The organism is Nocardia sp. NPDC056064 (assembly GCF_042266925.1).
GTDB lineage: Bacteria > Actinomycetota > Actinomycetes > Mycobacteriales > Mycobacteriaceae > Nocardia.
The window spans coordinates 3,278,443-3,304,480 of the sequence record NZ_JBHJWO010000001.1 but is presented as its reverse complement, the minus strand read 5'-3'; the positions used below and the strand labels follow the sequence as shown (position 1 = coordinate 3,304,480).

Here is a 26,038-nt window from a genome sequence, read left to right as displayed (position 1 = left end):
CCACCGTCGACGGCTCAGATCGCGAGGCCGACGGCGGAGGAGCCGTAGTCACGCTGGGCGGCCAGGCGCAGCCCGGCGCGAGAGGCCAGGAAATCGGCGGTGACGAAGACAGCCGTCTCGGCGGGTGTCCGGGCGCCCGATTCCAGGCCCGCGGGCACGTGCAGCCGGGCCAGGGTCGACTCGTCGAAGCCGCCCGCGCGCAGGTCGTCGAGGCGGCGGGCCTGATCGGCCGGCGAGCCCAGCGCGGCCAGGTAGCCCAGCTCGGGCAGCCGCAGGGCCACCGTGAGCAGCGGGATCTCGAAGCGCGGCTCGTTGGCCAGCACCACGATGCCGGTGCTCGCGTCGATCTCCCCGGCGGCGGCGAGGGTGTTGAGGTAGCGGTGCGGCCAGTCCACGACCACCTCGGCGCCGGGGAACGACGCCGGGTCGGCGAACTCGGGTCGCGAATCGCAGATGCTGACCCGGTAGCCGATCATCCGCGCCTGGGCGGCGAGGGTGGCCGCGTAGGCGTTGGCGCCGAAGATCAGCAGCCGCGGCGGCGGGCAGTAGGAGGCGACGAACAGATCCGACTCGGGCAGCGCGACCAGCTCGGTGGCGTGCTTGCGGTCGGTGACCAGATGCTGACCGATGACATCGGGGTCCTGATTCCACACCACGGTGAACACGGTGACCCGGCGATGGGCCTGGATGTCGGCGGCGATGGTGGGGAACTCCGGGAAATCGCGGCAGGAGAACGGCTCGATGAAGATGTCGACCAGGGTGCCGTCGTCGGAGGTCGACTCCATCCCGGTGATCATGCTGTAGCGGCGTAGTTGCCGGATGCCGGTGCGGGCCGCTTCCAGCGCCGCCTCGTACACCGTCTCCTCGAGCCGCCCGGTCGCGATGGATCCGAAGACGCCGCCGTTGGGGGTGACGAGCATCGCCGAACCGATCGGCAGCGCGTTGGTGCCGATGGTTCGGACCACCGTGGCCATGCCACCGGTACGGCCCGAATGCCACACTCGCAGAAGGTCATCGACGATATCGCGCATATCTCAAACTCCGATCACTGTGCGCCGACTTCCGGGAAATCGCGATCGGTCCCTGTCGCCAAGTCGTCGCACGTGACGCACACCATATCCTGTCGGGTGCCCAAATAGGAACCGCCCCCGCGATCGCCAACGGCCACAGCGGAAATGGCCTCCCAGTGCTTGTTCTTTATCACAGTGGGATGGCCAGGTGTGTTGTGGAACACAGCACGGGCCAGGCCGCTCTCGTTCGCGCGGGCCGCGGCGAGCACCCGGGCGACGACTTCGGCATCGATATCGGGAATGTCGACGGGCAGGAAAGCCACGAACTCCGTACCCGCGTCGGCGGCCGCGCGCAGACCCGCGCGGACCGTCGCGCCGAGCCCGCTCGCCCAGTCCGCGACCCACCGCCATTCGACACCGGGAGGGAGATCGACCGTCGCCGGATCGGGGCCGGTGGCGCCGAGCAGCACCACCACCGGATCGCAGCCACCCTCGCGCAGCGCGCCGACCGCGTTGCGCAACCAGGCGCCGTTCTCGGCGAGCACCTTGGGTTTGCCGTAGCGGCGCCCGGCACCGGCCGCGAGGACGATGCCCGTGCAGGTCAGCGGCGCGATCGGGGGCATGGCGGCCAAGGTAGCGGCGCAATGTTGCCCGGTGATTACGGTGGCGCGGCGGGGTGGCGACGACACGCCGACGTGCGGGCTCCCGCTGCGGTGGCGGGCGGCGCGCGATGGGGCGATGCTGGACCGATGACGAGCGAAGCGATCGGCCTCGCCGGTTTCAACGACCTGTCCACGGTGGACGCCGAGCAGGCATTGCTTGCCTGTTGCGCCGCCCCGACCTGGGCGCGGGTGCTGCGCGAGACCCGCCCCTATCCCACCGTGGCCGCGCTGCTGGCCACCGCCGACGCCGCGCTGGCCGGGCTGGACGAAGCCGCCGTCGACGCGGCGCTGGCCGCGCACCCACGCATCGGTGAGCGGACGGACTCGCCCGCCTTGGCCCGCGAGCAGGCAGGCGTCGAGGACGCGGTGCGCACGGCGCTGGCCGAGGGCAATCGCGCCTACGAGGCGAAGTTCGGTCACCGCTACCTGGTGTGCGCGGCGGGGCGTACCGGCACCGAACTGCTGGCGATTCTCACCGCGCGCCTCGACCACGATCCAGCGACCGAAAGGCAGGTTATGCGTACCGAATTGGCGAAGATCAACCGTTCGCGCCTGGCGCGGCTGGTGGGGCAGTCATGACCGGGCTGAGCACGCATGTCCTCGATGCCGTGCGCGGTGTTCCGGCGGCGGGGGTCGCGGTGTGGTTGCAGCGCGGGGACCAACGGATCACCGAGGCGCTCACCGACGACGACGGGCGCGTGCGGGAACTGGCGGCCGGCCTGAATCCGGGCGACTATCGCCTGTTCTTCGACACCGGCGCCTATTTCGCGGCGCACGGCACCGAAACCTTCTATCCGGAGGTGTGTATCGCGTTCACGGTGGGTGGGCAACCGCATCTGCATGTGCCACTGCTGTTGTCGCCGTACGCCTATTCCACCTATCGAGGGAGTTGAGCGATGGCACTGACCGGTCCGATCGTGTTGACCGACAACCGATACGGCAAATCCGAGAACCGGATCGTGCGTTTCCACAAGGAGAACGCGCGCCACGAGATCCGCGATGTGAACGTCTCCACCACGCTGCGTGGGGATTTCGCGGCGGCCTATACCGACGGTGATCAGCGGCATGTGCTGCCCACCGATTCACAGAAGAACACCGCGTTCGTCTTCGCGAAGAAACCAGGTCTGGACGCGATCGAGGACTACGCGCTCGCGCTCGGGCGGCATTTCGTCGAGACGATCGGTCCGGTGACGAGCGCGCGCATCGATGTGGAGTCCTTTGGGTGGCAGCGGGTTTCGGTCGACGGCGCCGAGCACGACCACACCTGGGTGCGGCAGGGGCCGGAGGTGCGGACGGCGGCGGTGACCGTCACCGGGGAGGGCGCGTGGGTGCTCGGCGGGGTGAAGGATCTGGTGCTGCTCAAGTCGACCGGGTCGGAGTTCGCCGATTTCCTGGTCGACGAGTACACCACGCTGGCGCCCACCCGCGACCGCGTGCTCGCCACCTCGCTGACGGTGGCGTGGCGCTTCGCCGAGACCGGCGGCGTCGACTGGGACGCGACCTACGACGGCATCCGGGCGACGCTGCTGGAACTGTTCGCCACCACCTACTCCAAGGCCGTGCAGCAGACCCTCTACGCCATGGGACACGCTGTGCTGGAACGCTTTCCGGTACTGGCCGAGATCCGGCTGACCGCGCCGAACAATCACCACTTCGGCTACGACCTGGCCCGGTTCGGCATGCTCAACGCCGACGAGGTGTTCTGGGCCGCCGACCGGCCCTACGGGTCCATCCACGCCACGCTGGCGCGGGCGGACGCTCCCGACGCGGGAAGCGCGTGGCAGCCGTGAGCGGGCCGGATCTGGTGCTCGACGGGTGCGCGGTGGTGACCGTCGACGCGGCGGGTACGGAGTACCGCGACGGCTGGGTCTCGGTGCGCGGCAATGTCATCGAGGCGGTGGGTGCGGGCCGGGCGCCCGCCTTCGGGCCGGGGACACGGCGGATCGACGGGCGGGGCTGTCTGCTGACGCCGGGGCTGGTCAACACCCACCATCACCTGTACCAGTGGATCACCCGGGGCGTGGCCGCCGACAACACCCTGTTCGAATGGCTGACCACGCTGTATCCGGTGTGGGCGCGCATCGACGAGAAGTCGGTGCGGATCGCGGCCACCGGGGCGCTGATGTCGCTGGCGCGCTCCGGCTGCACCACCACCTCCGACCACCACTACGTGTTCCCGCGCGGGGGCGGCGATCTGCTCGGGGCCGAGATCGGCGCGGCCGCGGCGGTGGGGTTGCGGTTCCATCCGGCGCGCGGCTCGATGGATCTGGGGCGCAGTCAGGGCGGGTTGCCGCCGGACGAGGTGGTCGAGTCGATCGACGACATCCTCGCCGCCTCCGCGGCCGCCGTCGAGCGGTGGCACGACCCGTCGCCGGACGCGATGGTGCGCATCGCGCTGGCGCCCTGCTCGCCGTTCTCGGTGACCGCCGACCTGCTGCGCGAATCGGCGGCGCTGGCCAGGGCGTGCGGCGCGCGGCTGCACACCCACCTCGCCGAAACCCTCGACGAGCAGGACTTCTGCCGCGAGAACTTCGGCTGCACCCCCGCGGAGTACATGGCCCGGCTGGGCTGGCTCGGCGACGATGTCTGGTTCGCGCACGGCGTGCACCTCGACGATCCGGCCATCGCGGCCATGGCCCGCACCGGCACCGGCGTCGCGCACTGCCCGACCTCCAATGGCCGCCTCGGCGCGGGCATCGCGCGCACCGCCGCGCTGGTGGCGGCGGGGGTGCCGGTGGGGCTCGGTGTCGACGGGGCGGCCAGCAACGAGTCCAGTTCGATGATCGAGGAACCGCGCAACGCGCTGCTCTACGCGCGGGCCGTCGGCGGGCCGCGCGCCATGACGGTGCGGACGGCGCTGGAACTGGCCACCCTCGGCGGGGCGCGGGTGCTGGGCCGGGCCGCCGAGATCGGCTCGATCGAGCCGGGCAAGCTGGCCGATCTGGCGCTGTGGCGGCTCGACACACCCGCCCACGCGGGGATCGAGGACCCGGTGGTCGCGTTGATCCTCGGCTCGGCGCCCCCGCTCGCGGCACTGCTGGTGAACGGGCGTGAGGTGGTGCGTGACGGGGTGGTCGTCACGGTGGACGAGGGGTCCGTGGGTGCCGAGGTGGCGGTGGCGCAGCGCGCGCTGTTGTCGAGTTGATCTTGCCCGGGCGCGCTGAACTGCCGTTTCGGCGAACGGGGCGCACACTGGAGACGAGGTTCATCGGTTAACCGTGGCGCGGTCGTCGCGCAACATCGTGGCAACTCCCGGCCCCTAACGTGGCCGGCGAGGTAAGCGAGGTGGAACGTGGATCTGGATACCGTCCGGGAGGTGGTTCTCGCCCGCGACCGCACCGACCTGGCCCAGGTCGGCGCGCACACCGCCGTGCTGGCCGGTGGCACCTACCTGTTCTCCGAACCGCACGACCACCTGCACCGGCTCGTCGACATCACCACCCTGGACTGGCCGCCGCTGCTGGCCCGCTCCGACGGGCTCGAGATCGCCGCCACCTGCACGCTGGCGCAGTTCGCCGGTGCCGGGCCCGGCCGGGAACTCGGCATGCCGACGCTGCGGCCGGAATGGCCGGGGACCGCGCTGTTCGCGCAGTCGTGCCGGGCGCTGCTGGCCTCGCACAAGATCTGGCGCACCGCCACGGTCGGCGGGAACGTGTGTCTTTCGCTACCCGCCGGCGCGGTGCTCGGCGCGCTGGTGGCACTGGACGCGAGCGCGGTGATCTGGCCGCGCGGTGGCGGCGAGCGACGGATCATGCTGCGCGACTTCGTCACCGGGCCGGGCGAGAACATTCTCGCGGCCGGTGCGGTGGTGCGTTCGTTCGTGGTGCCGATGGCGAGCCTGTTGGCGCGCACCAGCTTTCGCAAGATCGCGCTGGCCCCGCTGGGACGTTCGGGCTCGGTGGTGATGGGCAGGCGGGAACCGGGCGGACGCTGCGCGATCACCGTGACGGCGGCGACCGTCCTGCCGGTGGTCATCGAATTCGCCTCTGTGCCCACGGAATTCGATGTCGAGGCGGCGCTGATGGAGATCGAGCCGGAGCTCTGGTTCGACGATCCGCACGGGGCGCCGGACTGGCGCAGGCATGTCACCGGGCTGCTGGCCGGTGAGGTGGCCGCCGAGCTCAGGAGGCCGTCGTGAGGTCAGGACCGCGCGTCGTAGGCGGCGCGGGCGTGCAGCACCTGGTCCATGTGGTCTTCGGCCCAGCGCTTGATGGTGCGCATCACCGGGAGCAGTTCCTCGCCGAGCGGGGTCAGCCGGTAGTCGACGCGGACCGGGACCTCGGGCAGCACGGTGCGGGTGAGCAGGCCGTCGCGCTCGAGATTGCGCAGGGGCTGGGTGAGCATCTTCTGGCTCACCCCGGCCAGGCGCTGGTTCAGTTCGCTGTAGCGCAGCGGGCCCTCGGCCAGGGCGTTCACCGTCAGGCTCACCCATTTGTCGCCGATCCGGTCGAGCAGTTGCCGGGCCGGGCAGGCGGCCACATAGGCGTTGTGGGCCGCGCTCGCCTCCGCGCGTCGCTGGGCGGCGGTCTGTGTGCTCATCGCTCTCCCTCGCGTGCGGTACGCACTTCACGGTGCGTACTTCCCGACAGAGAGTAGCTCTCCCTAGGTTCGTGAGTACCTACGGAAGAGGAGAAGGCAGCATGCGCGCAGTGGTCGTCCAGCGGTTCGGCGGACCGGAGGCACTCGAACTGGTCGAGGTCGCGCGGCCCGAGCCGGGGCCGGGGCAGGTGCGGATCCGGGTGTCGGCGGCGACGGTGAATCCGGTCGACGCGGCGACCAGGTCCGGCGCGCTGGTGGCGGCCGGGTTGATGGCGCCCCGGGCGGTGACCGGGATCGGCTGGGATGTGGCCGGGGAGATCGACGCGCTCGGACCCGCGGTGGCGGGGTTCGCGCTGGGGCAGGCGGTGATCGGGTTGCGTGATCTGCTGGATCGGTCGCTGGGGAGTTACGCCGAGTATCTGGTGCTGGACGCGTCGGCGGTGGCTCCCGCGCCCGCCGGATGTTCCGCTGTCGAGGCCGCGACGCTGCCGTTGAACGGGCTCACGGCATGGCAGTCGCTGGACCTGCTCGAGCTCTCGGCCGGGGACACTCTGCTGGTCACCGGGGCGGCGGGGGCGGTCGGTGGGTTCGCGGTGGAGATCGCCGCGCGGTGGCGTGGGGTGCGGGTGATCGCGCAGGCCGGGCCAGGCGACGCGGAGCTGGTGCGGGGGCTCGGCGCCGAATGGGTGGTCGGGCGGGAGACGCCGGATCTGGGTGAGGCGGTGCGGGCACTGGTGCCGGGTGGGGTCGACGCGGTGCTGGACACGGTGGGGTCGGGTGCCGCCGCGCTGGCGGCTGTGCGCAATCGCGGTGCGTTCGTCACCGTGGTCGGCGGGGCCGATCCGGTTCCCTTGCGCGGCATCCGTGTTCACCACACGTGGATCAACGCCGACGGCGCCGCCCTCGCCACGCTGGCCGGGTACGGGCTCGCCCTGCGGGTCGCCGACACCCTGCCGCTGGATCGGGCGGCCGATGCCCACACGCGTCTGGCCGGGGGCGGGCTGCGTGGGCGGATCGTTCTGACCACCGGTTCGGGAGGTGGCGCATGAGCCCGGGAGGTGGCGGATGAGAGTGACGATCGACGGCCAGGCGGCCGAGATGACCGCACGGCCGGGGCAATGCCTGCGCACGCTGTTGCGGGAGCACGGGCACCTCGCGGTCAAGAAGGGCTGTGACGCGGGGGATTGTGGGGCATGTTCGGTGTTGCTGGACGGTGAGCCGGTCCACTCCTGTCTCATCCCCGCTCATCGTGTGGCTGACCGCGTTGTCACGACGGCGGCTGGATTGAGTGCAGAGGATGATCCGAACCCGGTGCAGCGCAGCATGGTTGCTCGGGCGGGGTTCCAATGTGGTTTCTGTACAGCCGGTATGGTCGTCACCGCCTCCGGCCTCGCCGCCACTCGCGAGACCGACCTTCCCGGGTACACCGAAGACCCCGGACACGCGGTCACCGATGGTGAGCATGCGGAATTGATGAAGGGGAACCTGTGCCGCTGCACGGGTTATCGGGCCATCGCGGACGCACTGTCCCCAGCCTGTGCATCGCTGTGCACAACTGGGGAGACGGTGCCCGCCGCTGATGCGGGGGATTTGGGGCATGCGGGCGCGGGACGAATACGCGGCGAAGGCCGAACCGCCGTCGTCGGTCAGCGTGAAGAGGATGGTGGTCGGGCCGCCGGGGCCACAGCGGGAGAAACTGCTGATGCGGCTGCGGCGGAGACCGATGCCGCAGCTGAATCGGAGTCCGGAGCGGTGATGGGGTCGACGGTTGACTCGGGTGCGGGATCGGAGCCTCGGCCGCGAGCGCGGCGCGTGGCTGGCAGGTCGACGGCTGATGGGCCCGGGGTGGAGTCGTATTCGGGGAGGCCGGAAGGGGAATGGACGGGGGTGTCGGTGGGGACCGGGCCGGAGGTGGGGGTGGCCGAGGTGTTGGGGGCGGCGGCCGCGGTACGGACGGAACGGTTCGTCGCGGGGCAGGTTGGGGACGGGGTGCGGGCGCCGGGGGGTGGACGGATTGTGCGCGGTGGGGAGGAATTCACGCTGGATGTGGGGGTGGGCGATGACGAGCGGGGGCCCGGTGTGGGGGTGTGGCATCTGGCGGTGTTGGGGAGTCCGTACGCGCATGCGCGGGTTGTCGGGATCGATGTGACGCAGGCGCTGGCGGTGCCTGGGGTGCGGGCGGTGTTGACGGGTGGGGATGGGCCGGAGGTGGCGTTTTCCACGGCTCGGCACGAGTTCCGGGAGGACGATCCGGACGACACCCTGGTGATCGATCGGGTGATGCGGTTCGTGGGGCAGCGGGTGGCGGCGGTGGTGGGGGAGACCCTGGACGCGGCGCGAGCGGGGGTGCGGGCACTGCGGGTGGAGTACGAGGAGCTGCCCGCGGTGTTCACTCCCGAGGACGCGCTGGCGGTGGACGCGCCGAAAGTGCATGGGGACAAACCGGAGTCGGCGCGTATCGCCGATCCGCAGCGGAATCTGGTGGCCGAGATCCACGGCGGGGTCGGTGATTTCGAGGCCGGTGTGGCGGGAGCCGCGAAAGTAGTGCGCGGAGTCTGGCATTCGCCACGGGTGCAGCATGTGCACCTGGAGACGCACTGCGGCATCGGGTGGCTCGACGACGCGGGACGGCTGGTGGTGCGGTCGAGCACCCAGGTGCCGTTTCTGGTGCGCGACGAGCTGTGTCATGTGTTCGGGCTCGGCAAGGACCGGGTGCGGGTGTTCGCCGCGCGGGTGGGCGGCGGGTTCGGCGCCAAGCAGGAGATGCTGGTGGAGGACCTGATCGCGCTCGCGGTGCTGCGGACCGGACACGCGGTGCAGTACGAGTTCACCCGCAGCGAGGAGTTCACCGCGGCGATCTGCCGGCACCCGATGCGGGTGGCGGTCACCGCCGCCGCCGACGCGAACGGCGTGCTCACCGCGCTCGGGGTCGACGTGCTCGCCGACGCGGGCGCCTACGGCAATCACAGCGCGGGCGTGCTGTTCCATTCCGTCGGTGAGTCCGTGGCGGTGTACCGCTGCCCGAACAAGCGGGTCGACGCACAGGCGGTGTACACCAACAACATTCCCTCCGGCGCCTTTCGTGGCTACGGTCTCGGCCAGGTGATCTTCGGTGTCGAATCGGCGATCGACGAGCTCGCCCGCGAACTGGGCATGGACCCGTTCGAGTTCCGGCGGCGCAATGTGGTGGTGCCCGGCGACCAGTTCACCGGCGCCGAAATCGACGAAGGCGACCTGGCTTTCGGCAGCTATGGCCTCGACCAGTGTCTCGACACCGCCCAGCGTGCCCTGCGTCGCGGCAACGGTGTGCCGGTGCCCGGTCCGCAGTGGCACGTGGGTGAGGGGATGGCGGTGGCGATGATCGCGACCGTGCCGCCGCGCGGCCATCACGCCGACGCGACCGCCCGCGTCCTGGACGGCGGACACTACGAAATCAGCGTCGGCACCGCCGAATTCGGTAACGGCACCACCACCGTGCACGCCCAGCTCGCCGCGACCGCACTGGCCACCGATGCCGAACGCGTCGTGGTCCGCCGCGCCGACACCGACCTCGTCGCCCACGACACCGGCGCCTTCGGCTCCACCGGCACCGTGGTGGCGGGCAAGGCGGTCTACGCGGCGGCACTGGAACTGCACGCGATGCTGCTGGCCAGGGCCGCGAAGATCACCGGTCATCCCGAACGGGACTGCGTCCTGGCCGCCGACGGCGTGCGCTGCGGCACGGAGTTCGTCACGCTCGCCGAGCTGCTCGCCGACGGCGACCTGGTCGCGCACGGCACCCACGCCGGAACACCGCGCTCGGTGAGTTTCAATGTGCACGCCTTCCGCGTCGCGGTGCAGCCCGGCACGGGACTGGTGCGGATACTCCAGTCGATCCAGGTGGCCGACGCGGGCACGGTGGTGAACCCCGTGCAGTTGCGCGGGCAGGTGGAGGGCGGGATCGCGCAGGCGCTCGGTACCGCGCTGTACGAGGAGCTGCGCACCGAGCGGGGTGTCGTCACCACCAGGACCCTGCGCCACTACCACATCCCGCAGTTCGCGGATCTGCCCCGCTCAGAGGTGTATTTCGCCGAAACCAGTGACGAGTTCGGCCCGCTGGGCGCCAAATCGATGAGTGAGTCCCCCTACAACCCGGTCGCGCCCGCCCTGGCCAATGCGATCCGTGACGCCGTCGGCGTGCGACCGGACCGGCTGCCGATGACCGCCGATCGCGTGTGGCGCGGCATCCAGGAAGGAGCCGCCGGGTGAGCGCCCATCTTCCCGAACACATCCGCGCCCGCGTCGAGGCCGTGCTCGACAGCGTCGACGCCGAGCTGCGGGCCCGGTATCCGGGCGCTGGTGAGCGGGTGCAGCCGATCCACACCGCCTACGTCGGCGCCGACAAGTCCGCCACCGGCACCCCGCAGGAGTGGGGCGCCGCCGCGCTGGACCTGCTCGACCGGCACACCGATGTCCTCGCCGACCTCGACACCACCGGTGCACTGCCCGCCGTCCGGCGCAGGCTGACCGAGCGGCCGATCCAGGACCTGCGCATCGACTTCGAGGACGGCTACGGGTTCCGCGACGACGACGAGGAGGACACGGCCGCCGCCGCGGCCGGTGCGGCACTGGCGGACTGGGCCGGAAAGGACAGTGCACCTTCGTCGTTCGGTGTACGGATCAAGGGACTGGCGGTCGGAGAGCGGAGCCGGGCCCTGCGCACCCTGGAACTGGTGCTCGACGGCGCGGGCGGGGTGCTGCCGGGATTCGTCTTCACCGTGCCGAAGATCAGGGCGGCCGAGCAGGTTTCGGCCCTGGTAGACCTGTGCTCCGGGCTCGAACGCGGCTACGGCCTGCCTGACCACGTACTGCGCTTCGAGCTCCAGATCGAAAGTCCGCAGGCGATCATCGCCCCGGACGGGACCACCCCGATCGCGCGCATGATCCAGCTCAGCGACAAGCGGTGCAGCGCCCTGCATTTCGGCACCTACGACTACACCGCCGCCTGCGGTATCGCGGCCACCGACCAGGCCCTCGACCATCCGGCCGCCGATCACGCCAAGACCGTCATGCAGGTCGCGGCCGCGCAGACCGGCGTGTGGATCTGCGACGGCTCGACCCAGATCGTCCCCGACGACGACCCCGAGGCCGCCCTGCGCAATCACCACCGCCTGGTGACACGCTCCCTGCGCCGCGGCTACTACCAGGGCTGGGACATGCACCCCGGCCATCTCGTCACCCGCTGGCTGGCCACCTACGACTTCTTCCGCACCGCCACCGACGTGGCTGTGCCCCGCTTGCGGGCGTATCTGGAGCGTCGCTCCGGAGGTGTGGTCGACGAACCGGCCACCGCCGAGGCGCTGGCGGTGACGGTGCTGCGGGGTCTGCGCTGCGGTGCGCGCACCGAGGACGAAATACTCGCGCGGGCACCGGAACTCACGGTCTCGGCACTCGAGGCGCTGGCCGCGCGACGTCCGCTGCCGGGGACCGAGTCATGACCCGCCGATGCGGGCTCTGAAGCAGGCGTATCCGAACAGAGGAGGCACGGTGAGTGAACACCACGGCGGCGCGGACTTCACGCTGCTTCCCGATCTGGCCGTCCGCGCGCTGGGCGGCTCGGTGATCTGGGCGAACGACGAGTTCTTCGCGGAGAAGGAGAACCTGATCAACCCCGGCCCGGCCGAGTACCGGCCGTCGACCTTCGGGCACCGGGGGCAGGTCTACGACGGGTGGGAGACCCAGCGGCACCGGGGCAGGCCCGGCGACGACTCGGCCGTCGTCCGGCTCGGGATTCCCGGGGTGATCCGGGGTGTCGTGGTGGACACCGCGTGGTTCACGGGCAACTATCCGCCCGAGGTCTCGGTCTCGGGGCTCGTGGTCGAGGGGTATCCGCCCGCCGCCGAGATCGCCGCCCGGACGGACTGGGCCCCGCTGCTGGACCGGGTGAGAGTCGGCGGGGACAGCCGCAACACCTTCCCCGTCCGGGACGAGAACCGCTGGACCCACGTGAAACTCACCCTGCACCCCGACGGTGGCGTCGCGCGCCTGCGGGTACACGGCGAGGGCAGGCCGGACCCCGAACTGCTCGGGCTCGGCCCGTTCGATCTGGCCGCGCTGGAGAACGGCGCCCTGGTGCTGGACTGCTCGAACCGCTTCTACAGCTCACCCAACCAGCTGCTCTACCCCGGCCTCGCCCGGGTGATGGGCGAGGGCTGGGAGACCGCGCGTCGCCGGGACGACGGAAACGACTGGGTGCGCATCCGATTGGCGGGTCCGGGTGCGGTCCGGCTGGCCGAGATCGACACCTCGTGCTTCCTCGGCAACAGCCCCGCCGCGGCCTCGCTCACCGGATTCACCACCGACGGAACCGAAGTCGAGCTGCTGGCGCGCACCGCGCTGCTACCCGACACCCGGCACCGTTTCCCCCTGGCACCCGCGGCGGCCTCGGTCGAGGAGGTGCGCCTGGACATCTACCCCGACGGCGGCCTGGCCCGGCTTCGGCTGTTCGGGGAGCTCGGCGGGTGAGCGTGGTGCGGGACTTCGTCGGCTACGGCCCGACACCGCCCGACCCGCACTGGCCCGGCGACGCGCGCATCGCGGTGCAGTTCGTGCTGAATTACGAAGAGGGCGGGGAGAACAATGTGCTCGACGGGTCGCCGTTCTCGGAGACGTTCCTGTCCGAGATCACGCCCGCCGAGGCGTTCCCGAATCGGCACATGAGCATGGAATCGCTCTACGAATACGGGTCGCGGGCCGGATTGTGGCGGGTACTAAGGGTATTCGAGCGGCGCGGCCTGCCACTCACGGTCTTCGCCGTGGCCCAGGCCATGCAGCGCAATCCCGAAGCGGTGGCGGCTTTTCGGGAACTCGGGCACGAGATCGCCTGTCACGGACTGCGGTGGAAGTCCTATCAGCTCGTCGACCGCGAGACCGAGCGCGCCGAGATGGCGGCGGCGGTACGCGTGCTCACCGAACTCACCGGTGCCGCGCCGCGCGGCTGGTACACCGGCCGCGATTCACCGAACACCCGCGCATTGGTCGTCGAACACGGTGGTTTCGTCTACGACGCCGACTCCTACGCCGACGACCTCCCGTACTGGACCGAGGTCGCCGGGCAGGCGCACCTGATCGTCCCGTACACCCTCGACACCAATGACATGCGCTACGCGTCCCCGGCCGGATTCCCCAGCGGCGAACAGTTCTTCACGCATCTGCGCGACGCCTTCGACGTGCTGTATCGCGAAGGCGCGGAAGGATATCCGAAGATGCTCTCCGTCGGCCTGCACTGCCGCCTGGCGGGCCGCCCGGCGCGCACCGCCGCGCTGGAACGCTTCCTCGACCATGTGCAGGCCCACGACCAGGTGTGGATCACCCGCCGGATCGACATCGCCGAACACTGGCTCGCGACACACCCGGCCGGGGCGCGGTGACTAGGCCAGGCCGCAGCGTTCGATATTGCTCAGGGTGATCTGGCGGTCGTTCTCCTTGGCCTGCGGGACACGGCTGTAGGCGCCCATCGAGTCCATGTAGTTCACGAACGCGTCGGCGATCTCCTCCGGCGTCGCTTCGGGATTGGTGGCGCGCACATTGTCGACGAGGCTGCGGGTGGCCGCGCACTCCTCCTCCTGGGAGAAGATCGGCGGCGGCGGATCGGCCTGGGCGAAGACGGGCGTCAGCAGCAGCGCGAACGAGGCAAGGGCAACGGAGCGAACGATTCTCACCGTTTCGACTGTACGCACGCGCTCAGCTGAACAGGTCGCGGACGAACGGGAGGGAGTCCGGCAGTGAGGCGTTGACGGTCCCGTTGTGGTCGGTGGGGTAGGTGCGCACGGTGACCGGCTGGCCGCCCGCCTGCAGCACCGCGGCGTAGCGCAGGGTCTCCGGGGTGACCACATCGGTGTCGCGCAGGCCCTGGCCGAGGAACAGGGGGCGGTCGAAACCGGATTCGGGCAGGCCCATGTAGCGGGCGAGCACGCCGTGGATGTCGGGGATGCTCGACAGCGGACGGGCGAACAGGTCGCCGATCGCGGGCTTTGCGGCGGCGAGTTCGTCACCGAGGGGGCCGATGCAGGCCGTCTGCGCTCGGTCGACCCAGGTGCGGCCCTGCTCGGTGAGCAGGGCGTCGATGCCGAGGTCGGGGTAGGTGGTGCGCAGGCCGTTGAGGATGTAGAGCACATAGGCGCTCAGATGGGAGCTGAGCGAGATCGGGGGGATGCCGGGGCCGACGAGCCCGATGATGTCCTCGATGTAGGCGGGCACGCCGGTGCCGACGGCGCCGCGGTAGTCGAGGCCGGGGCCGCCGAACTCGGTGGCGTAGCGGGCGGTGAACACCGCGGCGCCGCCGCCCTGGGACTGGCCGACCACGGCCCACCGGTTCGAGAGGCTGGGGTAGTGCGAGGTGGCCGCGCGCACGGCGTCGACCACATTGTGGGCCTCGACCACGCCGTTGAGATACGGGTGCTCGCCGGGACCGCCCAGGCCCGCGTAGTCGGCCGCCACGATCGCGTAGCCCTGGGCCAGCCAGGTGCCCAGATAGGCCCAGTCGCGCTCGACCGCGCCGGGGCCCGCCACGCTGTAGGCGCAGTCGTCACCGAGGCCGACGGTGCCGTGCGCCCACGCGATGACCGGCCAGCCGCCCTCGGGCGCGGGACCGGGCGGGAAGTACACGGCCGCGCTCGTGGTGACCGGGGCGTCGCCCGCGGTGGTGGAGCGGTAGAGCAGGCGCTCGGCGCCGGCCGAGCCGGGCAGGGTGGCCGCCGCGGTGAGTGCCTCGGTACCGACGACACCGCCCGCCGCGTCGCCGGGCTGCGCGCCCGCCGTCGCCGGTGGCAGCACGCTCAACGCCGCCAGAGCCGCCAACGCCACGATTCCCGACTTGCGCATGAACCCTCTTTTCCTCGTACCGGCAGCACGATCTTGCCCGAAGCCACGATCGCGTGACGACACGCACAGCGCTGAGCCCCGGCGTGGTGTGTGAATCAACTCACAGAGTGCAAGGCTTGGGTGTGTCGGGGCCCGCCCGGCGGAAGATCGCTAACAGTACGAGCGTTATGCTAAAACTCCAGGTCAGCACTACCCGTCGGTAGCCCCGATGCTTGCAATCCGCCTGCAAATTTCGCAAAGTTAGCAAACGCGACGGCAAACCTAGCTGAGATTCACATAAGCAACAGGTAGACGGCTATTTCTCGGTGTGCCATCGTGTGGAAGTACACCCCTCAGGCCCTAGGTAGCCCTAGCAAGCCTGCAAATTGCTCCAGCAGTACGAACCGTGCAACCGAAAGCGTTCAGCCGCCGGTTGATTCACGCGGGGAGGCCGCGCCGGAGCACCGACCACACCGAGGAAGTGGAGTCAGAGATGTCGACTGTCGGCACCCCGAAGACCGCTGCGGAGATCCAGAACGACTGGGACACCAACCCCCGTTGGAAGGGCATCACCCGCAACTACACCGCCGAGCAGGTCGTCGCCCTGCAGGGCAACGTCGTCGAGGAGCACACCCTCGCCCGTCGTGGTGCCGAGATCCTCTGGGACCTCGTCAACAACGAGGACTACATCAACTCCCTCGGTGCCCTCACCGGCAACCAGGCCGTGCAGCAGGTCCGCGCCGGCCTGAAGGCCATCTACCTGTCGGGCTGGCAGGTCGCCGGTGACGCGAACCTGTCCGGCCACACCTACCCCGACCAGTCGCTGTACCCGGCGAACTCGGTCCCGTCGGTGGTCCGTCGCATCAACAACGCGCTGCTGCGCGCCGACGAGATCTCCAAGGTCGAGGGTGACACCTCGGTCGCCAACTGGCTGGCCCCGATCGTGGCCGACGCCGAGGCCGGCTTCGGTGGCGCGCTGAACGCCTACGAGCTGCAGAAGGCGATGATCGCCGCTGGTGCCGCCGGTGTCCACTGGGAGGACCAGCTGGCCTCGGAGAAGAAGTGCGGCCACCTCGGTGGCAAGGTGCTGATCCCCACCCAGCAGCACATCCGCACCCTGACCTCCGCGCGCCTGGCCGCCGACGTCGCCGGCGTGCCGTCGGTGATCATCGCCCGCACCGACGCCGAGGCCGCCACCCTGCTCACCACCGATGTGGACGAGCGCGACCGTGAGTTCCTGGACGGCACCCGTACCGCCGAGGGCTTCTTCGGTGTGAAGAACGGCATCGAGCCCTGCATCGCGCGTGCCAAGGCCTACGCCCCGTACTCCGACCTCATCTGGATGGAGACCGGTGTGCCGGACCTCGAGGTCGCGCGCAAGTTCGCCGAGGCCGTCCGCAGCGAGTTCCCGGACCAGCTGCTGGCCTACAACTGCTCGCCTTCGTTCAACTGGAAGGCGCACCTGGACGACGCGACCATCGCGAAGTTCCAGCGTGAGCTCGGCGCGATGGGCTTCAAGTTCCAGTTCATCACCCTGGCCGGCTTCCACTCGCTCAACTACGGCATGTTCGACCTGGCGCACGGCTACGCCCGCGAGGGCATGACCGCCTTCGTCGACCTGCAGGAGCGCGAGTTCAAGGCCGCCGCCGAGCGTGGCTTCACCGCCATCAAGCACCAGCGTGAGGTCGGTGCCGGCTACTTCGACACCATCGCCACCACCGTCGACCCCAACACCTCGACGGCCGCCCTGAAGGGCTCGACCGAAGAGGGTCAGTTCCACTGATCCCCTCGGGGTTGCTTTGACCGGCAACACCTTTCCTCTACTCCGGTAGGGGTGTACGCCCTCCCACGCCGAACAGCCCCGGCGTGGGAGGGCATCCCTATAACTTGGTCGATATGACCTCCCCAGCCACCCCAGAGCCAGACACACAGCAGGAGCGGGACGTGAGCGAGAAGATTCAGCGCGTCGGCATCATCGGCGCCGGACAGATGGGCGCGGGCATCGCGGAAGTGTGCGCACGGGCGCACGTCGACGTCCTCGTCTACGAGACCAGCCGTGAACTCGCCGCAGCGGGCCGCGCGCGAATCCTGCGCTCGCTGGATCGTGGCGTGAGCAGCGGCAAGATCACCGAGCGCGAGCGGGAGCAGGCGGCCTGGCGGCTGCGCTTCACCTCCGATCTCGGCGACTTCGCCGACCGCCAGCTGGTCGTGGAGGCCGTTGTCGAGAACGAAGAGGTCAAGACGGCCATCTTCAGCGAGCTGGACAAGGTGGTCACCGACCCCGACGCCGTGCTCGCCTCCAACACCTCCTCCATCCCGATCATGAAGATCGCGGTGGCGACCGCCAACCCCGAGCGCGTGGTCGGCCTGCACTTCTTCAACCCGGTGCCGGTGCTGCCGCTGGTCGAGCTGGTCACCACGCTCAAGACCAGCGAGCCCGTCGCCAAGCGCGCCGAGGCGTTCGCCGCCGACATCCTGGGCAAGCAGGTCGTGCGGTCGGCCGACCGCTCCGGCTTCGTGGTCAACGCGCTGCTGGTGCCGTACCTGCTCTCGGCCATCCGGATGGTCGAGTCGGGCTTCGCCACCAAGGAAGACGTCGACAAGGCCATGGTGCTCGGCTGTGCCCACCCGATGGGCCCGCTGGCGCTGACCGACCTCGTCGGTCTGGACACGGTGAAGTCGATCGCGGACTCGATGTACGCCGAGTTCAAGGAGCCGCTGTACTCGGCCCCGCCGCTGCTCATGCGCATGGTGGAGGCCGGCCTGCTCGGCAAGAAGACCGGTGCGGGCTTCTACCAGTATTAGCGGTTTGCGCTGCTCCGGTCTGGGTTTCCCTGCCCGGGGCGGTTTCGAGCTGTGTTTTTGGAGCGCTGGCGCGCTCGAGTCGCGGCCCCAAAGGGCCGCCGGTCAGGCACCGTTGCTTGCTCCTTCGTCGCCTACGCAACGGCGCCTGACCGGCGACCCGGCCGCGACCCGCCGCTGCGCGGCGGATCCCTCCTCGAGGTCGGGATGTGCGGGGCTGGGAGTGCGGTCATGGCGGACCTGGTGCGCACGGTGTGGCTGGTAGTTCGCTCATGGCGGTTTTTCGGCGTCAGCGCATAAGCTGCATGGTGCCGGTCCGTGGAGTGGGCGGGTTGGAAGTATCGCGAGCGCAGTGTTGCTCGTGGACCCCTGCGATCAGTGGGTTCCGGGCAGGTGATGGAAGGGATGTCCCGTTCATGGTCAACGTCACCGATGGATTCGGGTCGAGCGTTCTCGGTTACCCGAGGATCGGTCCGCACCGCGAGCTCAAGCGTGCCCTCGAGGAGTACTGGCGCGGATCGCTCGAGCGCGAGGAACTGCTCGCGGTGGGCCGCGACATCCAGCAGCGGCAGTTCGACGAGCTGGCCGCGACCGGCCTGACCCAGGTTCCGGGCAACACCTTCTCCTTCTACGACCACGTCCTCGACAACGCGCTGCTCTTCGGCGCGGTGCCCTCGCGGTTCAAGGAACACCAGGAGGGCATGCACCCCCTGGACTTCTACTTCCTGATGGCGCGCGGCAACCCCGACCTGCCGCCGCTCGAGCTGGTGCGCTTCTTCGGCACCAACTACCACTACCGCCAGCCCGAACTCGACGCCGACACCACGTTCTCGCTGCACCCCGAGGCCCTGCTCGACGAGTGGGACCGGGCGATCGCGCGCGGGATCGAACTGCGTCCGGTGGTGCTGGGTCCGGTGTCGCTGCTGCTGCTGTCCAAGGCGGGGCACGTGCCCGGCGAGGCCGAGTTCGACACGCTGAGCCTGCTGGACAAGCTGCTGCCGTTCTACGAGCAGCTGTTCGAACTGCTGGCCAAGCGCGGGTCGACCTGTGTGCAGCTCGACGAACCGTGCTTCACCGGCGAGCGCTCGCCCGCGGAGCTGGCCGCCTTCGAGCGCGCCTACCAGCGGCTGGCCAAGGCGCCGCTGCGCCCGCGCATCCTGGTCACCGGGCAGTACGGCGATTTCGGTGAGGCGCTGCGCATCCTGGCCGCCAGCAATGTCGAGGCGATCGGGCTGGACCTGGCCTCCTACCGGATGACGCCGGAGGAACTGGCCGCCATCCCCGGCATCAAGCGCAAGCGGATCTACGCCGGTGTCATCAGCGGGACCAATGTCTGGCGCGCGGATCGTTACGTGACGCTGAACTACCTCAACGCGATCGCCGAGGTGTGCCCCGATCTGGTGGTGTCCACCGGAACCACGCTGCTGCACGTGCCCTACGACGTGCTCGCCGAGTACGACATCGAGGGCAATGTCGCCGACCGGCTCGCCTTCGCCAAGCAGAAGGTGGGCGAGGTGGTCTCGCTGGCCAAGGCGCTCACCGAGGGCCCCTCGGAGAAGTGGCGCAAGCGGCCCACCGAGGTGCATTTCAAGCAGAAGCACGCGGTGCGTCAGCGGGTGTACGCGATCACGCCGCAGATGCGTGAGCGCGAACCGTACGCGGTGCGCCGGGCCGCCCAGCAGGAACGGCTGAACCTGCCGGTGGTGCCCGCCACCACGCTGGGCTCGTTCCCGCAGAGCGGCAAACTGCGCCAGGCGCGCTACGAGGTGGCCTCGGGCCGGCTGTCCGAGCAGGACTACCGCAAGCAGGTCGAAGCCGAGATCGAGGCGACGATCCGGCTGCAGGAGGACATCGGCCTCGACGTGTTCGTGCACGGTGAGCACGAGCGCAACGACATGATCCAGTACTTCGCCGAGCAGCTCGACGGCTTCGCGACCACCCGCTTCGGCTGGGTGCAGGTGTACGGCTCGCGCTGCGTGCGGCCGCCGATCGTCTACGGCGATGTCGCCCGGCCCGCGCCGATGTCGGTGGAGTGGACCACCTACGCGCAATCGCTCACCGACAAGCCGGTCAAGGGCATGGTCACCGGGCCGGTCACCATGCTGGCGCGCTCGTTCGTGCGCCAGGACCAGCCGCTCTACGAGACGGCCGACCAGGTGGCGCTGGCCATCCGCGACGAGGTGGTGGATCTGGAGAAGGCGGGCATCGCCATCATCCAGGTCGACGAGCCCGCCATCCGCGAGCTGCTGCCCGCCCGCCCGCGCGGCCGCGAGGAATACCTGCGCTGGGCGGTCGGCGCCTTCAAGCTCGCCACCTCCGGCGTGCGCTCCGACACCCAGATCCACACTCACATCGGCTATTCCGGCCGCACCGAGGTGGTCGACGCGATCGAGCAGCTCGACGCCGACGTCACCGCGATCGTGGCCACCCGCTCGATCGAATGGGTCATGCAGGCCCTCACCGAGGACCTCGCCACCGGCCACGGCCTCAGCCACGGCGTCGGCCCCGGTGTCTACGAGAGCCGCTCGGCCCGCATCCCCGACATCGACGAACTCGACGAACTGCTCACCCAGGCCGCGAACGCGGTGACCCCGCAACGCCTCTGGGCCAACCCGGACGGCGGGTTGAAGACCCGCCACTATTGGCAGCTGGAGCCGTCCCTGCGCAATATGGTCGCCGCCGCGCGACGCGTGCGCCGACGGGCGCTGGCGGCCGAGGCGGAATCGGCGCAGTAGAGACCGTACGGCAAAGGGGCGCAGCGAAACTTGCTGCGCCCCTTTGCTGTGGGTCGTGGCCCTTACCCAATTCTGATCGCGCTCAAACGCGAGAATCGCTGAACTCCAGCGGATCTCGGCGTCAGCGACTACAGTTCGCGGCGGTAGCGTCGGGTCAGGAGGGGCGCGGTGCTCGATCCGCAACACCATCAAGGCAAATTCGGGGCCGATTACATTCGGGTGCTCGCGTCGGCGGCGGGGCTGGTGTGGTCGACCGATGACCTCGATGTCGACGGGGTGGATCTGACCATCAAACAGCCGGGCCGGACGAAGTACGGCTTCTCCCCGCAGATCGAAGTGCAGATCAAGACCGTGTCACGGCCGCGGTACCGGCAGGGCATGCTGGTGTTCGGCGGACTCAGCCACACGCAGTTCAATCAGCTCGCGGGCACCGACTTCGCCGTTCCTCGTTACCTTTTCGCCATCCACGTGCCCGCCGTGACCGGCCTGTTCACCGACTCGGTCACCGGCGGCTTGATGCTTCGCCACACCGGTTACTTCCTCTCGCTGCGCGACCGTGCCCGATTCGCCGCCGACAACGCCACCCGCAAGGTGACGGTGCAGATTCCCGTCAGCAACGTGCTCGATGTCGAAGCGCTCTCCGCGCTCGTCGCCGGATCGTCGCGGTAGCGCCGATGGTTGCCATCCCCCAGCTCGTCGACGTGATCGGGTATCTCCGTGCCCAGGGGTGGACGCCGCGGATGTCGTGGCGCAACGGGCAGGTGTGGTCGCACGGTGACTTCGATGTGCTGGTGCCCGACGACGCGGTGGCCGATTTCGCCGCACGGATGCGGGCGCTCGTTCGCTGCGTGGCCGACTCCGAGCAGCGAGCACCGGAAGTGGTCGCGCGCGACATCGTCTCCGGCGGTGTGGACATCGTCGGGTATCGCGCCGGCGACGGCGAGGTCACGCTCGAATCGGGCGCCACCGCGCTCGCGGCGCTGCGTTCGCTGCTGGTCACCTGCGCCTACCAGGTCGCCGGTAGCGAGATCAGGATGTCGTCGCTGCGCGAGCGCGCCGTCGCCGAACTGCTCGACGACACCGCGCTGCTGCCCCGACGTGACGCGTTCGGATTCGACGTGTTCCTCGCGGGCCCGGGTTCCAGGCTCGGACGTGGCTCGGCCGTCCGGCTGCTCGATCTCGCGGCCACCGTGCGTGGAGCCGCCCACGGCGAGCGGTTCGCCATCGCGCACGAGATCCACTACGACACCGTCGAGTTGTTCAGCGCGCTCGGTTCGGCAGACCACCGACCGATGCGGTTCGAATTGAGTTTCCACTGGTCGCGTCAAGTTCCGCGACCCGATGTCACGGTCGCGTTCTCCAGCACCGCGGTCACCCGTCTGCCCGGGCTCTTCGACGACGCCGTCGCCTCCTCGCCGCCCCCGACCGGAGATGTCGGCGCCCCGACCGAGTCGCCCGCGATGGTCGAAGGGGTGGTGGTCGGGCTCGACAACGACGGTGGGCCGAAGGCCGTCGTGCGGGGTGTGCTGACCGTCGACGAGACGAGCACCGGGCGACAACGACGCGTCACGGTGCGACTACGTTCTGCGGAGCAATACGCGAAAGCGCTCGCGGCACATAGTTCGGGAGTCAGAGTTCGCGCGACCGGAACCTTCGGCGGTCGCCGTGAAATGCACGTGTCCGATAACGGATTCACTGTCATCGAGGGTGGCGGATCGTGAGAGAACGGAACGAACACATGTCGGATCGGATGAGTCCACGAGAACTGGCTGTGCTGCTGACGCTGCTGGCGGAGGCGCGCGAACTCACGAACGCCGAGCTGCTCGCGGTGGCCGGGGTGACCCTCGACGGCAAACCGCGGTTGCGGCTCAACGCGCTGGGGCTGGTCGAGAGCGTGAAGGTCGGCCGCGCACTCGTGCACGAGCTCACCGAGCGGGGTGTCGAGTGGTGCGCCGCGGAATTCGCACGCCCCCGGCCGAAGAAGTCCGGGTCCTACGGTGGCGCGTTGTACGCCGTGCTGGCCGGGTTGCACCGGCATCTCGAGGCCTCGGAACAGGTCCTCACCGATGTCTTCGTACCCGATGTGGCGGGGCAGGTCCTCCGGAAGTACGCCGAGATCACCAAGGGTGAGCCGGACCAGGTCCGGTTGTCCGAACTGCGGATCAGGTTGCCGCACATCCCACCCGCGGACCTCTCGGAGGCGGTGATGCGGCTCGCTGATCGCGACGGTGTTCATGTGCGCGCCGAAGCTGATCGCAAGACGTTGACCGACGACGATCACGCCGCCGCGGTCGTGCTGGGCGGAACCGCACGTCATCTGCTGACCGTCGAGGCGGTGCGGTGAACGAGCTGGAATATCGCGCGCTCGCGCGGGTGCAGTTCAGCACCGCACTCGGCCCGGATTCGATCTGGCGCCCGCAGCGCTATCACGTCGAGGAACTGCATCGGGCGGCATCGGCCCAGATCGCCAGGGCGATCGGCCTGGCGAAGGACCGGCCGGACATTTCGCCGACCGGGTTCATCCTCAACGGCGATCCGGGGGTGGGAAAGACCCACCTGCTCGGCTGGGTCCGGCAGTACGCCCAGGACCACGGTGGCTTCTTCTTCATGCCGAAGCTCATCGATGGTGAATCGTTCTGGGACGGCGCGGTGCACGGGGTGACGAACCGGCTGATCGACGCCGACGGCGGGCAGTTGCGCCGGATGCTGGTCGCGCTCTGCGAGCACGCCGGCTACGACCGCGAACGCACCGCGCGGATCGCCGGGCCGATTGCACCCAAACCTGAAGACATCGAGCAGTTCCTGGCGGACCTGGCTGTCGCGCAACCACAGCTGGTCTACCAATGCCAGGACACGCTGCGGGCACTGGTGCTTTTCCGGGCGGGAGGGCGGCTGCTCGACGTGGGTGACAGCTTCCTCATCCTGCGCGACCCACTCGATCCGGACATCGCCGCGGAGTGGGGGTTCCGGCGCGGGAGCCGCAACGCGCAGTTGATCTTCCATGATCTGATCTCGCTGTTCGGGATGGCGGGACCAGTCGTGATCGCTCTCGACCAGATCGACGCGGTGATGGCGGACTCCGCGACCGCGGGTGGATCACGAACGGCGCACCATGCCAACAGTTTGATGAAGCTGCGGGAAGAGACCGTTCGTACGGTGATCGTCGCCGCGTGTATCCCCACCACCTGGCAGTACCTGAAGGATCAGGGTCTGGCCTCGGCCGCCGATCGATTCACCGAGTTGTATTTGGACACCGCGCTTCCCGGTGCGCCGGTGGCGGCCGCGGTCGTCGCGGGGCATCTCTCGGTTCAGTACGACGAGGTCGATTTCACGCCGCCCTATCCGACCTGGCCGATCGCGTCGAGCGCTTTCGACGCCGGTGACGTGACCCGCTACACGCCGCGGCGGCTTCTGCAATTGGTGGCCGAGCATGTGCGGGATTGCCTGAACCGGGGCGATATCCGCGAGCTCGGTGACTTCGCATCCGTTGGTGCCGAGCCCGAAGCGGATATCGCCGTGCGACAGGTGGATTCGGGCGCGTTCGACAGTCGTTTCGCGGCGTTGCGCGCAGCGGCCGACATCGCCACACCGCTGGACCCGGCCAAAGAGGACGAGGTGATGGTGGGCCTGCTCAAAGCCGCGCTGCAATGCTTCGTCCTCGAGCAGCGCGACCGCGACGACCTGAGCATCGACTCGGCGACGGCCACCGGGCGCGCGCTGCATGCCCGCCTGCTCCGCACCATCGACCCGGTGCTGGAGGAACAGGAGCACTGGAGTTTCCGGGCGATCGGGCACACCCACCATCTGGCGGTACAGGCCCGGATGCGCTCGGCGGTGATCGAATCCGGCCTCGAAGAATCCAATGGCAAGCGGCACCTGACAATCCTGCGCAACATCGCCTTCTCCAAGGGGCCCAAAACCACGGCGATGCTGGAAGATCTGCACGCCGCGGACGGAAGCACGCTGCCGATCTCGCACGAGGATCTCCGGACCTTCACCGCGCTACAGCAGATGCTCGCCGAGGCGACACCCGGGTTCGACGGCTGGCTGGTGCAGCGCGCGCCCGCCGGGAACACACAGCTGTTCCGTCGCGTGTTCGGCGATCTTCCCGAGTCCGCGCTCGCGTCGACGCCTCCGGCCCGCATCGAGGACCTCGGCAGGCCCGAAACGAAGCCGGTGGACCCGGCTGCCCACGATCCCGGTGGGCCGACGGTCACCCTCGGTCGTGGACTCGTGGACAACAGCGAATTCACCATCGCGCTGGAGTTGTTGCGCAAACACCTCGTGCTGTTCGCCAGTAGCGGCTCGGGCAAGACGGTGCTGCTGCGCAGACTCGTGGAAGAGGTCGCTCTGCACGGAGTTTCGGCGATCGTTCTGGACGTCAACAACGACCTGTCCCAGCTCGGCGACGTCTGGCCGACTACCCCGTCGTCGGGCTGGGTGCCGGGCGACGCGTCGAAGGCCGAGCAGTACCTGGCCGAGACCGACGTGGTCGTGTGGACACCGGGGCGGCAAGCCGGACGCCCGCTCATCCTGAACCCGCTTCCGGACTTCGCGGCGGTGCTCGACGACCCCGACGAACTGCGGACCGCGGTGGAGGTTGCCGCCGGTGACCTGCTCGTGCGTTCCGGTATCGCAAGGACGAAGTCGGCCAAAGCGCGGGCGGTGCTGTTGCAGACACTCACGCATTTCGCGCGGTCAGGGGAGTCGAAACTGACCGGGCTCATCGAACTGCTCGCCGACCTGCCGGACGGGGTGAGCCGCGTACGCGACGCCGCGACGCTCGCCGCCGAAATGGCCGATGGACTCACGGTGTCGATGATCAACGACCCGCTGTTCGGCGGCGAGGGCGAACCGCTCGATCCGGGAGTGCTGCTTGCCCCCGCTCCGGGTAAGCGGGCGAGGGTGTCCGTGGTCAGTTGTGTCGGCCTGCCCGACCCCGACCAGCGGGCCACCTTCGTGAGCCAGCTGCAGGTCGCGCTGTTCACCCACTTCAAGACCAACCCCGCGGGCGACCGTCCACTCGGTGCTCTGCTCGTGCTGGACGAGGCACAGATGCTGGCGCCGTCGGGCAAGCAGACCCCGGCTTCGGCCAGCACGCTGATGCTCGCGGCGCAGGCCAGGAAGTACGGACTCGGTATCGCCTACGCCACTCAGGCGCCGAAAGGGCTGGACAGCAAAGTCGTCGGCAATACCGCGATCCAGTTCTTCGGGAAGCTCGGGACCGCTGTGCAGATCCAAACGGCCAAGAGCATCGCCGCCAGCTGGGGCGGGAACCTCGATGACATCGGCCGCTTGAAGACCGGCCAGTTCTACGCTGCCACCGAGGGCCGGGCATTCCGCAAACTGTCCACCCCGCTGTGCCTGAGCCATCACCCTGCCAGCCCGCCGACCGAGGCCGAGGTTATCGAGCGTGCGCGGCGCAACAGGGAGTAGCGGCTGTGCCGAC

23 protein-coding genes are annotated in these 26,038 nt (G+C 69.5%); 17 read left to right on the top strand and 6 right to left on the bottom strand.

The window, feature by feature from the left end; translation table 11 throughout:
• Window positions 1-14: 14 nt before the first annotated feature.
• Window positions 15-1,031: an XdhC family protein gene (locus tag ACFC06_RS15140; RefSeq protein ID WP_375930624.1), complete on the bottom strand. Its 1,017-nt coding sequence runs from the start codon at window positions 1,029-1,031 to the stop codon at window positions 15-17.
• Window positions 1,032-1,045: 14 nt separating this feature from the next.
• Entirely contained in the window at window positions 1,046-1,633 is a 588-nt protein-coding gene (locus ACFC06_RS15135) for an NTP transferase domain-containing protein (RefSeq protein WP_375930621.1), read from the bottom strand.
• 126 nt (window positions 1,634-1,759) lie between these two features.
• Here ACFC06_RS15135 and uraD point away from each other — a divergent pair, with 126 nt between their 5' ends.
• From uraD to ACFC06_RS15110, 5 genes are all read left to right on the top strand, one after another.
• On the top strand, window positions 1,760-2,251 hold the full coding sequence (gene uraD / locus ACFC06_RS15130; RefSeq protein ID WP_375930618.1) for a 2-oxo-4-hydroxy-4-carboxy-5-ureidoimidazoline decarboxylase: 492 nt from the start codon (window positions 1,760-1,762) through the stop codon (window positions 2,249-2,251).
• Window positions 2,248-2,565, top strand: a complete 318-nt coding sequence (uraH, locus tag ACFC06_RS15125) for a hydroxyisourate hydrolase (protein ID WP_375930615.1) — start codon at window positions 2,248-2,250, stop codon at window positions 2,563-2,565. Before uraD ends, uraH begins: the two co-directional genes overlap by 4 nt.
• Window positions 2,566-2,568: 3 nt before the next feature.
• Window positions 2,569-3,462 (top strand): factor-independent urate hydroxylase, encoded by an 894-nt coding sequence (pucL, locus tag ACFC06_RS15120; protein WP_375930612.1) that lies wholly within the window; start codon window positions 2,569-2,571, stop codon window positions 3,460-3,462.
• Window positions 3,450-4,817 (top strand): 8-oxoguanine deaminase, encoded by a 1,368-nt coding sequence (locus tag ACFC06_RS15115; protein WP_375930609.1) that lies wholly within the window; start codon window positions 3,450-3,452, stop codon window positions 4,815-4,817. The genes pucL and ACFC06_RS15115 overlap by 13 nt, the downstream gene beginning before the upstream one ends.
• A 147-nt stretch (window positions 4,818-4,964) precedes the next feature.
• Complete coding sequence (locus ACFC06_RS15110) at window positions 4,965-5,810, top strand: FAD binding domain-containing protein (RefSeq protein ID WP_375930606.1); 846 nt, start codon at window positions 4,965-4,967, stop codon at window positions 5,808-5,810.
• A gap of 2 nt (window positions 5,811-5,812) precedes the next feature.
• Here ACFC06_RS15110 and ACFC06_RS15105 read toward each other — a convergent pair whose 3' ends face one another.
• Window positions 5,813-6,211, bottom strand: coding sequence for a winged helix-turn-helix transcriptional regulator (locus ACFC06_RS15105; protein ID WP_375930603.1), 399 nt, complete (start codon window positions 6,209-6,211; stop codon window positions 5,813-5,815).
• 101 nt (window positions 6,212-6,312) lie between these two features.
• On the opposite strand from ACFC06_RS15105, the gene ACFC06_RS15100 reads away from it, so the two are divergent.
• From ACFC06_RS15100 to puuE, 5 genes are read left to right on the top strand one after another with little or no spacing between them, the layout of a single operon-like run.
• Window positions 6,313-7,260 carry an NADP-dependent oxidoreductase gene (locus ACFC06_RS15100; RefSeq protein WP_375930600.1) on the top strand — a complete coding sequence of 316 codons (948 nt, stop codon included), beginning with the start codon at window positions 6,313-6,315 and terminating at the stop codon, window positions 7,258-7,260.
• Window positions 7,261-7,276: 16 nt separating this feature from the next.
• On the top strand, window positions 7,277-10,459 hold the full coding sequence (locus ACFC06_RS15095) for a molybdopterin-dependent oxidoreductase (RefSeq protein ID WP_375930597.1): 3,183 nt from the start codon (window positions 7,277-7,279) through the stop codon (window positions 10,457-10,459).
• Entirely contained in the window at window positions 10,456-11,688 is a 1,233-nt protein-coding gene (locus ACFC06_RS15090; protein ID WP_375930594.1) for a DUF6986 family protein, read from the top strand. Before ACFC06_RS15095 ends, ACFC06_RS15090 begins: the two co-directional genes overlap by 4 nt.
• 49 nt (window positions 11,689-11,737) lie before the next feature.
• Window positions 11,738-12,715 carry an allantoicase gene (gene alc, locus ACFC06_RS15085; protein ID WP_375930591.1) on the top strand — a complete coding sequence of 326 codons (978 nt, stop codon included), beginning with the start codon at window positions 11,738-11,740 and terminating at the stop codon, window positions 12,713-12,715.
• On the top strand, window positions 12,712-13,620 hold the full coding sequence (gene puuE, locus ACFC06_RS15080) for an allantoinase PuuE (RefSeq protein ID WP_375930588.1): 909 nt from the start codon (window positions 12,712-12,714) through the stop codon (window positions 13,618-13,620). The genes alc and puuE overlap by 4 nt, the downstream gene beginning before the upstream one ends.
• On the opposite strand, the gene ACFC06_RS15075 is transcribed toward puuE, so the two are convergent.
• Together ACFC06_RS15075 and ACFC06_RS15070 are read right to left on the bottom strand one after the other, a co-directional pair.
• Window positions 13,621-13,911 (bottom strand): hypothetical protein, encoded by a 291-nt coding sequence (locus ACFC06_RS15075; protein ID WP_375930585.1) that lies wholly within the window; start codon window positions 13,909-13,911, stop codon window positions 13,621-13,623.
• A 22-nt stretch (window positions 13,912-13,933) separates the two neighbouring features.
• Window positions 13,934-15,073, bottom strand: coding sequence for a lipase family protein (locus tag ACFC06_RS15070; protein WP_375930582.1), 1,140 nt, complete (start codon window positions 15,071-15,073; stop codon window positions 13,934-13,936).
• 472 nt (window positions 15,074-15,545) lie between these two features.
• Here ACFC06_RS15070 and aceA point away from each other — a divergent pair, with 472 nt between their 5' ends.
• From aceA to ACFC06_RS15040, 6 genes are all read left to right on the top strand, one after another.
• Window positions 15,546-16,835, top strand: coding sequence for an isocitrate lyase (gene aceA / locus ACFC06_RS15065; protein ID WP_030201288.1), 1,290 nt, complete (start codon window positions 15,546-15,548; stop codon window positions 16,833-16,835).
• Window positions 16,836-16,948: 113 nt separating this feature from the next.
• Window positions 16,949-17,857, top strand: coding sequence for a 3-hydroxybutyryl-CoA dehydrogenase (locus ACFC06_RS15060; protein WP_375930578.1), 909 nt, complete (start codon window positions 16,949-16,951; stop codon window positions 17,855-17,857).
• Between the two features lie 413 nt (window positions 17,858-18,270).
• Window positions 18,271-20,589 carry a 5-methyltetrahydropteroyltriglutamate--homocysteine S-methyltransferase gene (gene metE / locus ACFC06_RS15055; RefSeq protein WP_375930575.1) on the top strand — a complete coding sequence of 773 codons (2,319 nt, stop codon included), beginning with the start codon at window positions 18,271-18,273 and terminating at the stop codon, window positions 20,587-20,589.
• A gap of 168 nt (window positions 20,590-20,757) precedes the next feature.
• Window positions 20,758-21,258 carry a DUF4365 domain-containing protein gene (locus ACFC06_RS15050; RefSeq protein WP_375930572.1) on the top strand — a complete coding sequence of 167 codons (501 nt, stop codon included), beginning with the start codon at window positions 20,758-20,760 and terminating at the stop codon, window positions 21,256-21,258.
• 5 nt (window positions 21,259-21,263) lie between these two features.
• Window positions 21,264-22,310, top strand: a complete 1,047-nt coding sequence (locus tag ACFC06_RS15045) for a hypothetical protein (RefSeq protein WP_375930569.1) — start codon at window positions 21,264-21,266, stop codon at window positions 22,308-22,310.
• 29 nt (window positions 22,311-22,339) lie between these two features.
• Window positions 22,340-22,933 (top strand): hypothetical protein, encoded by a 594-nt coding sequence (locus tag ACFC06_RS15040; RefSeq protein ID WP_375930566.1) that lies wholly within the window; start codon window positions 22,340-22,342, stop codon window positions 22,931-22,933.
• On the opposite strand, the gene ACFC06_RS15035 is transcribed toward ACFC06_RS15040, so the two are convergent.
• Entirely contained in the window at window positions 22,903-23,316 is a 414-nt protein-coding gene (locus tag ACFC06_RS15035) for a hypothetical protein (RefSeq protein WP_375930563.1), read from the bottom strand. The genes ACFC06_RS15040 and ACFC06_RS15035 overlap by 31 nt on opposite strands.
• On the opposite strand from ACFC06_RS15035, the gene ACFC06_RS15030 reads away from it, so the two are divergent.
• Window positions 23,293-26,025, top strand: a complete 2,733-nt coding sequence (locus ACFC06_RS15030) for an ATP-binding protein (RefSeq protein WP_375930560.1) — start codon at window positions 23,293-23,295, stop codon at window positions 26,023-26,025. The two genes, ACFC06_RS15035 and ACFC06_RS15030, sit on opposite strands and share 24 nt — an antisense overlap.
• The last annotated feature ends 13 nt before the right edge of the window (window positions 26,026-26,038 follow it).

Bases quoted from the DNA above. Each gene is read 5' to 3' on its own strand.
- ACFC06_RS15140 (WP_375930624.1), bottom strand. From the start codon at position 1,031: ATGCGCGATATCGTCGATGACCTTCTGCGAGTGTGGCATTCGGGCCGT.
- ACFC06_RS15135 (WP_375930621.1), bottom strand. From the start codon at position 1,633: ATGCCCCCGATCGCGCCGCTGACCTGCACGGGCATCGTCCTCGCGGCC.
- uraD (WP_375930618.1), top strand. From the start codon at position 1,760: ATGACGAGCGAAGCGATCGGCCTCGCCGGTTTCAACGACCTGTCCACG.
- uraH (WP_375930615.1), top strand. From the start codon at position 2,248: ATGACCGGGCTGAGCACGCATGTCCTCGATGCCGTGCGCGGTGTTCCG.
- pucL (WP_375930612.1), top strand. From the start codon at position 2,569: ATGGCACTGACCGGTCCGATCGTGTTGACCGACAACCGATACGGCAAA.
- ACFC06_RS15105 (WP_375930603.1), bottom strand. From the start codon at position 6,211: ATGAGCACACAGACCGCCGCCCAGCGACGCGCGGAGGCGAGCGCGGCC.
- ACFC06_RS15100 (WP_375930600.1), top strand. From the start codon at position 6,313: ATGCGCGCAGTGGTCGTCCAGCGGTTCGGCGGACCGGAGGCACTCGAA.
- ACFC06_RS15095 (WP_375930597.1), top strand. From the start codon at position 7,277: ATGAGAGTGACGATCGACGGCCAGGCGGCCGAGATGACCGCACGGCCG.
- ACFC06_RS15070 (WP_375930582.1), bottom strand. From the start codon at position 15,073: ATGCGCAAGTCGGGAATCGTGGCGTTGGCGGCTCTGGCGGCGTTGAGC.
- aceA (WP_030201288.1), top strand. From the start codon at position 15,546: ATGTCGACTGTCGGCACCCCGAAGACCGCTGCGGAGATCCAGAACGAC.
- ACFC06_RS15060 (WP_375930578.1), top strand. From the start codon at position 16,949: ATGACCTCCCCAGCCACCCCAGAGCCAGACACACAGCAGGAGCGGGAC.
- metE (WP_375930575.1), top strand. From the start codon at position 18,271: ATGGTCAACGTCACCGATGGATTCGGGTCGAGCGTTCTCGGTTACCCG.
- ACFC06_RS15045 (WP_375930569.1), top strand. From the start codon at position 21,264: ATGGTTGCCATCCCCCAGCTCGTCGACGTGATCGGGTATCTCCGTGCC.
- ACFC06_RS15040 (WP_375930566.1), top strand. From the start codon at position 22,340: ATGAGTCCACGAGAACTGGCTGTGCTGCTGACGCTGCTGGCGGAGGCG.
- ACFC06_RS15030 (WP_375930560.1), top strand. From the start codon at position 23,293: ATGCTGGTCGCGCTCTGCGAGCACGCCGGCTACGACCGCGAACGCACC.